The organism is Serratia sp. PL7, from assembly GCF_945957435.1.
This window is the reverse complement of record NZ_CAMFLB010000062.1, coordinates 1-6760: the sequence shown is the minus strand read 5'-3', so window position 1 is coordinate 6760 and position 6760 is coordinate 1. Positions and strand designations below refer to the sequence as shown.

Annotated in this window: 7 protein-coding genes and 1 other RNA gene; 3 read left to right on the top strand and 5 right to left on the bottom strand. The window is 57.6% G+C overall.

Annotated features, from left to right (window positions below):
• Window positions 1-36: 36 nt before the first annotated feature.
• From dolP to N6G83_RS53710, 4 genes are read right to left on the bottom strand one after another with little or no spacing between them, the layout of a single operon-like run.
• Window positions 37-612: a division/outer membrane stress-associated lipid-binding lipoprotein gene (gene dolP / locus N6G83_RS53725; RefSeq protein WP_024528159.1), complete on the bottom strand. Its 576-nt coding sequence runs from the start codon at window positions 610-612 to the stop codon at window positions 37-39.
• A gap of 10 nt (window positions 613-622) precedes the next feature.
• The gene (diaA, locus tag N6G83_RS53720) at window positions 623-1213 is read right to left on the bottom strand and encodes a DnaA initiator-associating protein DiaA (protein ID WP_021806942.1); all 591 of its coding nucleotides are present in this window, start codon (window positions 1211-1213) and stop codon (window positions 623-625) included.
• A gap of 51 nt (window positions 1214-1264) precedes the next feature.
• The gene (locus N6G83_RS53715) at window positions 1265-1618 is read right to left on the bottom strand and encodes a YraN family protein (protein ID WP_024528160.1); all 354 of its coding nucleotides are present in this window, start codon (window positions 1616-1618) and stop codon (window positions 1265-1267) included.
• A complete protein-coding gene (locus N6G83_RS53710) occupies window positions 1615-3627 on the bottom strand; it encodes a penicillin-binding protein activator (RefSeq protein WP_211136840.1) in 2013 nt (670 codons plus the stop codon). The genes N6G83_RS53715 and N6G83_RS53710 overlap by 4 nt, the downstream gene beginning before the upstream one ends.
• Before the next feature lie 62 nt (window positions 3628-3689).
• Between N6G83_RS53710 and rsmI the strand changes: the two genes are divergently transcribed.
• Both rsmI and rnpB read left to right on the top strand, forming a co-directional pair.
• Window positions 3690-4553 (top strand): 16S rRNA (cytidine(1402)-2'-O)-methyltransferase, encoded by an 864-nt coding sequence (rsmI, locus tag N6G83_RS53705; protein ID WP_021180663.1) that lies wholly within the window; start codon window positions 3690-3692, stop codon window positions 4551-4553.
• 41 nt (window positions 4554-4594) lie between these two features.
• Window positions 4595-4973: RNase P RNA component class A (gene rnpB, locus N6G83_RS53700), an RNA gene on the top strand.
• A gap of 47 nt (window positions 4974-5020) precedes the next feature.
• Here rnpB and N6G83_RS53695 read toward each other — a convergent pair.
• Window positions 5021-5722 carry a pirin family protein gene (locus N6G83_RS53695; RefSeq protein WP_211136841.1) on the bottom strand — a complete coding sequence of 234 codons (702 nt, stop codon included), beginning with the start codon at window positions 5720-5722 and terminating at the stop codon, window positions 5021-5023.
• Between the two features lie 107 nt (window positions 5723-5829).
• On the opposite strand from N6G83_RS53695, the gene N6G83_RS53690 reads away from it, so the two are divergent.
• The gene (locus tag N6G83_RS53690) at window positions 5830-6735 is read left to right on the top strand and encodes a LysR family transcriptional regulator (RefSeq protein ID WP_021180661.1); all 906 of its coding nucleotides are present in this window, start codon (window positions 5830-5832) and stop codon (window positions 6733-6735) included.
• Window positions 6736-6760: the final 25 nt, after the last annotated feature.

The window sequence follows — 6760 nt, the reverse complement described above, 5'->3', positions numbered from 1 at the left end:
CAGCTGACAACGCCGATCTCATCCCGGTTCGCGAGATTATTTAACGTAGGTAAACGCCGTTGTCACGTGCTTCACGCCGCTAACCTGGCTGGCAATCTGCGCCGCAGACTGGCCTTCCTGCTGTGTCACCAAACCTAACAAGAACACTTCGCCATTCTCGGTTGTGACCTTCACGTTCGAGGATTTGACGGTATCGCTGGTGAGGATCTGCGAACGTACCTTGGTGGTGATCCAGGTATCGGAAGAGGCGGTACCCAGACTGACCGGCGTGCCCTGGCGGATCTCGTTATACACCTCAACGGCACCATCGACGCCAAGTGCGATCTGCTTCGCCCGGCTGGCGAGCTCGGTGGTAGGAGCCTGGCCGGTCAGCAGCACTTTGCCCTGATAGGCGGTGGCTACGACACGGGCTTCTTTCTTCAGTTGCTGATCTTTGCTGATGGCATTTTCGACCCGGGCTTCCAACGTGCCGTCATCGACCTGTGTGCCTACGGTGCGTGGATCGGTCGCCGTTTTGGTGGCAACCGCGGCGCTGCCAACGACAACGCCCGCGACGCAACCCTGCAGCAGTAGGGCGCTGAACAGCACTGCAAATGTGGCTCTTAGCTTCATCTCGGTTCCTCTAATCGTCCTGGTGGGGGAACAATGTGTTATCAATCAGGTCGCATAGGCAATTGACGGTAAGCATATGCATCTCCTGAATGCGTGCACTGCGGTGAGAGGGGATACGTATCTCCACATCCTGCTGGCCAAGTAAACCCGCCAGCTCTCCGCCATCGTAGCCGGTAAGCGCAACAATGGTCATATCACGCGTTACCGCAGCTTCGACCGCTTTCACAATATCACGGCTATTGCCGCGGGTGGAAATCGCCAGCAGCACGTCACCGGTGTGGCCGAGTGCTCGCACCTGTTTGGCATACATTTCATCATGCAAACGATCGTTGCCGATGGCGGTCAGCACCACGTTATCGGCGTTTAGCGCGATCGCGGGCAGGCTAGGGCGTTCGGTTTCAAAGCGGTTGATCATGCAGGCAGCAAAATGCTGAGCGTTAGCCGCCGAGGTGCCGTTGCCACAGCACAGGATCTTGTTGCCGTTCAATAACGATTGAACCAGGGTCATCGCGGCACGGGATATCGCGTCAGGTAAGGCTTCCGCCGCCGCAATCTGGGTTTGGATACTCTCGGTAAAACAGACTTTGATTCTATCCAGCACGTTGTTTTAATCCACTAGGTCAAAGGGCCGGCATACACCGGTCAACAGGGTTTAATCCGCATTGAAGGCATTGGGTATCCATTCTAACTGGCTACCGGTAATGGCTAAAACATCAAAACGGCAAGATGATGTGTCAAAACTGGCTCCTCGCCCTGCCAGCCAAACGGCGGCGGCATGCAGCAATCGCCGTTGCTTGCGGTAAGTCACGCTGGCCGCTGCGTCACCAAAGGCGGCGTTGCGGCGGTAGCGGACTTCGACGAACACCCAGGTTTGACCATCACGCATGATGAGATCGAGCTCACCCCCACGTACCGCCACGTTGGCGGCGGTGAAGGTAAGCCCGGCGCGCTCCAGGTATTGGCGGGCCTGGATCTCATAGCCCGCTCCCTTGGCGCGTTGACTCAGGAGACCGGAACGACCGAGCCCTGGCGGTATTGCAGCCAAGTCAGTTTCCTGGTGATCACACAGTTAGGTGACGATGTCAGTACACCCGTGGTGCCTGAAACCTGGAATCCTGGCAACTGGCGCATTTGAGCAAAGTGGTTGGCCAATGTCCAGGCATCCATCCCCATGGCGTAGAGACGCACCAGGGAATAGTCGTTGCGGAATTTGGCGGTGGCTTGCTGCTGCAACTGTGGATTGGCCCCTGCCAGCAGAGGAATATCACTGAATTGCAGGCCTTCCATTTCCAGACGGAAGTCCGGGCCAGCGCCGGCCTGATAGCTGCGCGAGCTGGCAAACATGGCTGGTTTGCTACGAGAGCTGGTGGTCATGTCGATCATCGGCTTGATCAGCGTCAACTGGTCTTGCGTGGCGACGATATACACCGAGTCTACGCCGCCGCCTGTAGAGGCCGGGATATCGCTTGGTGGCGCTGGAATAGTCAGGCCAGCGATAGTCACCGACTGCTGCGCTGGAGCCTGTGAGGCCACCGGGGTGCCGCTCATGCGGATCCCACCGCTGTTGACCATCTGACGTAGCTCACCGGCAGAACCGATCCCTTGTTGCAGCACCGTCTGGCCACCGAGTTTCTGCCACTCTTCGGTGAAGGCTTTGGCAATGCGATCGCCAAACGCGCCGCGTGGCAGCAGCAGTAACGGCTGGCGTTTTTGCTGTTCCCAGATATGGCGGGCGGCGTCGCGGGCTTCATCCTCCGGTGACAGGGCGAAGTAACAGATATTCGGGCTGTCCTTTGGCTGCTCAGGCTGGTTGAGTGCCAGCACGTTCAACGTCGTTGAAGTGGTGGCGAGTTGATCGACTTCGGCCTTCAACAGCGGGCCCACGATCAGGGTTGCACCATCCTGCTGTGCTTGGGCCAACAATGCTGGCAGAGGCTGGCTGGTGGTGTCGTAGACTTTCACCTGCCCGCCGGTTGCCGGGGCTGGAGTGACGGGTACCGGAGCAGGGGTAGCAGGTTGTACTGCGGCTACCTGAGTTGCATCCGACGCAGGGTCTGAAGTACTTACGGCACCGTTGGCATTGTCTGGCGTAGCTGCCACTGTCTGGTCTGGATTAGTGGTTGGTTGCGGTGCCTGAACCGGCGCGGCGAGCGTTATGCCACTTTGCGCTGCGTTAAAGCCCTGCTGGATCGCATCGGCAAACACCTTGGCCTGGCCGTTTAGCGGCAGCAGCAGGGCGATATGCGAAGTTGAAGCCTGGGTGAAATTCAGCACCTGATTCAACTGCGTTGGCAGGCTTTTCGCCGCCGGGTTCTGTGGATAGCGGTTCTGCCAGTCTTTGATCCCGGCCTTCAGCAGATCGGGATCCTGACGGTTGTCCTGATAGACTCGTAACAGATCCAGCCAACCTTGCAGCACGTTTTCGTTGGCGTTAATCACCAGGCTGTTCATGTCGGCCGGTTTCAGGCCAAGCAGCGTTTGCCAGGTTTTATCCAGGTTATCCTGATGAGCCTGGCCGCTTAGTAACGGCTCCTGGGCAATATAGGCGCGGATCAGTGGCAGTGAGGCTTGGCCCTGATTTGCCGCGATCTGCGCCTGATACAGGCGAACCCGCTGATTCGGTGACAGCGCGCTGCTGTCGATGTTATTCAGCGCGTCGCGGGCTGCGCTCAAATTCTTGTTGGCCACCTGCAGTTCTGCGCTCAATAGCTGGCGCTCAAGCTGTTGTGTACTCGTCAGGTTTTGCGGCAAGGTGCTCAGTTGCTCGTTGGCCTGTGGCAGTTTGCCTTCGCGAGTTAATGCGCGAATCGCAAGTAATTGCCAGTCAGCCTTGTTATCATCGCTGCTTTGCTGCAACTGCTGCAGATAGTAATCAGAGTTGGCACTGGCTTCGTCCTGGATATTTGAGGGCGGAGTTTGTGGAACCCGACTTGGACAACCCGCTAACAGCAAGGCTGCCAGTACAACAGGTACTAATCGCCCTGCTTTGGTACGAAGGAATGTTGAGGAAAGCATACTGTATCCAGTGATGTTTTTTTCAAGATGCTCAATATTAAATCGGCAACCCGGATGAAACAATGAATCAACACCAACAATCAGCTATTTCTGCCTCGACACTGTACGTGGTGCCCACCCCCATCGGCAACCTGGGGGATATGACTCATCGGGCCATAGAGGTACTGAAAAGCGTCGATCTGATTGCGGCGGAAGATACGCGCCATACCGGGTTGCTGCTGCAACACTTTGCTATTAGCGCGCGGTTGTTTGCGCTGCACGACCATAACGAACAGCAGAAGGCGGACCAACTGCTGGCAAAACTGCAGGAAGGCCAAAGCATAGCACTGGTGAGTGACGCAGGCACGCCACTGATTAACGATCCGGGTTATCACCTGGTGCGCCGTTGCCGTGAAGCGGGGATCCGCGTCGTGCCGCTGCCGGGCGCCTGTGCTGCCACCACCGCGTTGTGTGCCGCCGGTGTGGCTTCCGATCGTTTCTGCTACGAAGGCTTCCTGCCAGCCAAAACCAAAGGCCGTAAGGATACCCTGCTGGCGCTGGCAGAGGAACCGCGAACGCTGATTTTCTACGAATCTACCCACCGTTTGCTGGAAAGTTTGCAGGACATGGTCACCGTGTGGGGGCCGCAGCGCTATGTGGTGCTGGCGCGCGAACTGACCAAAACCTGGGAGTCTATCCACGGAGCCCCGGTGGGGGAACTGCTGGCCTGGGTGCTGGAAGATGAGATGCGCCGCCGTGGGGAGATGGTGCTGATTGTGGAAGGCCACAAGGCACAGGAAGACGATTTGCCGCTCGAAGCGCTGCGTACCCTGGCTCTGCTGCAAAAAGAGCTGCCGTTGAAAAAGGCGGCGGCGTTAACCGCAGAGATCCACGGCGTGAAGAAAAATGCGCTGTATAAACATGCGCTGGAGCAGCAGGAACAGTAAAGCGGTTGACCTACAGGCGCTGCAACGCTACTATCCGCGCCGGAGTTGACCAGACAGTCGCCGCTTCATTGCCGTCCTCTTCGGGGGAGACAGATGGAGGGGAGGAAAGTCCGGGCTCCATAGGGCAGGGTGCCAGGTAACGCCTGGGAGGCGCAAGCCTACGACTAGTGCAACAGAGAGCAAACCGCCGATGGCCCGCGCAAGCGGGATCAGGTAAGGGTGAAAGGGTGCGGTAAGAGCGCACCGCGCGGCTGGCAACAGTCCGTGGCACGGTAAACTCCACCCGGAGCAAGGCCAAATAGGGGTTCACATGGTACGGCCCGTACTGAACCCGGGTAGGCTGCTTGAGCCAGTGAGCGATTGCTGGCCTAGAGGAATGACTGTCCACGACAGAACCCGGCTTACCGGTCAACTCCCTCTATACAGATAACCCCGCGTGACGAGAGTCGCGCGGGGTTTTTCTTTATCTATACCGGTAAATCAATCAGCAGCGCACGTAGCGGCGCTTCGGCCTGGATGGTGAGGCGGTTTTCCTCGCGGATAAACGCACCATCTCCACAGGTCAGGCGCTGGCTCTGGTGATGGTTGCCATTGACCTCAACGGTACCGTGGATCGATTGCAGGTAGGCACGTGGCCCATGCAGAGTAAGCGTCTGCTGTGCTCCCGCCGGTAAGTTCAAATGATGTATCCAGACCTGTTGGCGCAGTTGCAGGCTGCCTTGGGCACCATCCGGTGAGGCCAGTAGCGTATAGGGCTGATCTGGCAGGCTCAAACGCTGTACACGCTCATTGCTACGTTCCGGGCAGGCATCCAGCCACAGTTGCATCCGGGTCAGTGGCGTGCTGCTGCTGACGTTCTGTTCGCTATAGCTAAGCCCCGGTTGCGTAGCCAGCAATAACGCTTCTCCTGCCGCTGCGCGTACGGTATTGCCGTCGCTGTCCCGGTATTCGGCTTCACCCTGCAGGATCAGATTCAGTATATCTACGTTGGGATAGGTGCGTGGCTGGAAGGCGGCACCCGGTGCTAATACCTCTTGATTCAGTACCCGCAGCGACGCATAGCCCATCAGCTTGGGATCGAAGTAGTGGCCAAAGGAAAAGGTATAACGAGCCTGCAGCCAACCAAAGTCAGCTTGCCCGCATTGTTGTGCTGTTCTGCATGTGATCATGGCAATCGGCTCTCTAAATTCATTCTCTTGATGGTAAGCATCTGGACGGCGGATTGTTAGCCAGTTAATCTGGTCGGTATATTCAAATTTCCTGATAGAGAGTTTCGATGGCCAGAGATCGGGCGTTAACGCTTGAAGCGCTTAGGGTTATGGATGCGATCGACCGCCGTGGCAGCTTTGCCGCCGCTGCCGATGAGCTGGGGCGAGTGCCTTCGGCGCTCAGCTACACCATGCAAAAATTGGAAGAAGAACTGGATGTGGTGCTGTTTGACCGCTCCGGGCATCGCACCAAATTTACCAATGTTGGGCGTATGCTGCTTGAGCGTGGCCGCGTACTGCTCGAGGCGGCAGACAAGCTGACGACCGATGCAGAGGCATTGGCACGAGGGTGGGAAACCCATCTCACCATCGTCAGCGAAGCGCTATCCCCTGCCTATAAGCTGTTCCCCTTGGTCGATAAGCTGGCGTTGAAGGCCAATACCCAGGTTTCGATCTTTACAGAAGTGCTGGCCGGGGCATGGGAGCGGCTGGAGCAAGGGCGGGCCGATATCGTTATTGCGCCGGATATGCACTTTCGCGCCTCTTCTGAAATCAACACCCGCAAGCTGTATAAGGTGATGAGCGTGTACGTTGCTGCACCGGAACATCCGATCCATCTGGAGCCGGAGCCGCTGTCGGAGCTGACTCGGGTGAAATACCGTGGTATTGCAGTGGCAGATACTGCGCGGGAGCGGCCAGTCTTGACGGTACAATTGCTGGATAAACAGCAGCGCCTGACGGTGAGCACCATCGAAGATAAGCGCCGCGCCTTGCTGGCGGGGCTGGGGGTTGCCACTATGCCTTATCAGATGGTGGAGAAGGATATCGAGCAGGGGCGCTTGCGCGTGGTAGGGCCGGAATATAGCCGTGAGGCGGACATCATCATGGCCTGGCGGCGCGACAGCATGGGCGAGGCTAAATCCTGGTTCCTGCGTGAGATCCCGCGCCTGTTTGCACGCGAGGAGAACCAGTAACTTCTTCGCATTTTCGCATTGTGTC

Excerpts from the sequence above, each read along its gene's own strand:
- dolP (WP_024528159.1), bottom strand. The coding sequence starts at position 612 with ATGAAGCTAAGAGCCACATTTGCAGTGCTGTTCAGCGCCCTACTGCTG.
- N6G83_RS53710 (WP_211136840.1), bottom strand. The coding sequence starts at position 3,627 with ATGCTTTCCTCAACATTCCTTCGTACCAAAGCAGGGCGATTAGTACCT.
- rsmI (WP_021180663.1), top strand. The coding sequence starts at position 3,690 with ATGAATCAACACCAACAATCAGCTATTTCTGCCTCGACACTGTACGTG.
- N6G83_RS53695 (WP_211136841.1), bottom strand. The coding sequence starts at position 5,722 with ATGATCACATGCAGAACAGCACAACAATGCGGGCAAGCTGACTTTGGT.
- N6G83_RS53690 (WP_021180661.1), top strand. The coding sequence starts at position 5,830 with ATGGCCAGAGATCGGGCGTTAACGCTTGAAGCGCTTAGGGTTATGGAT.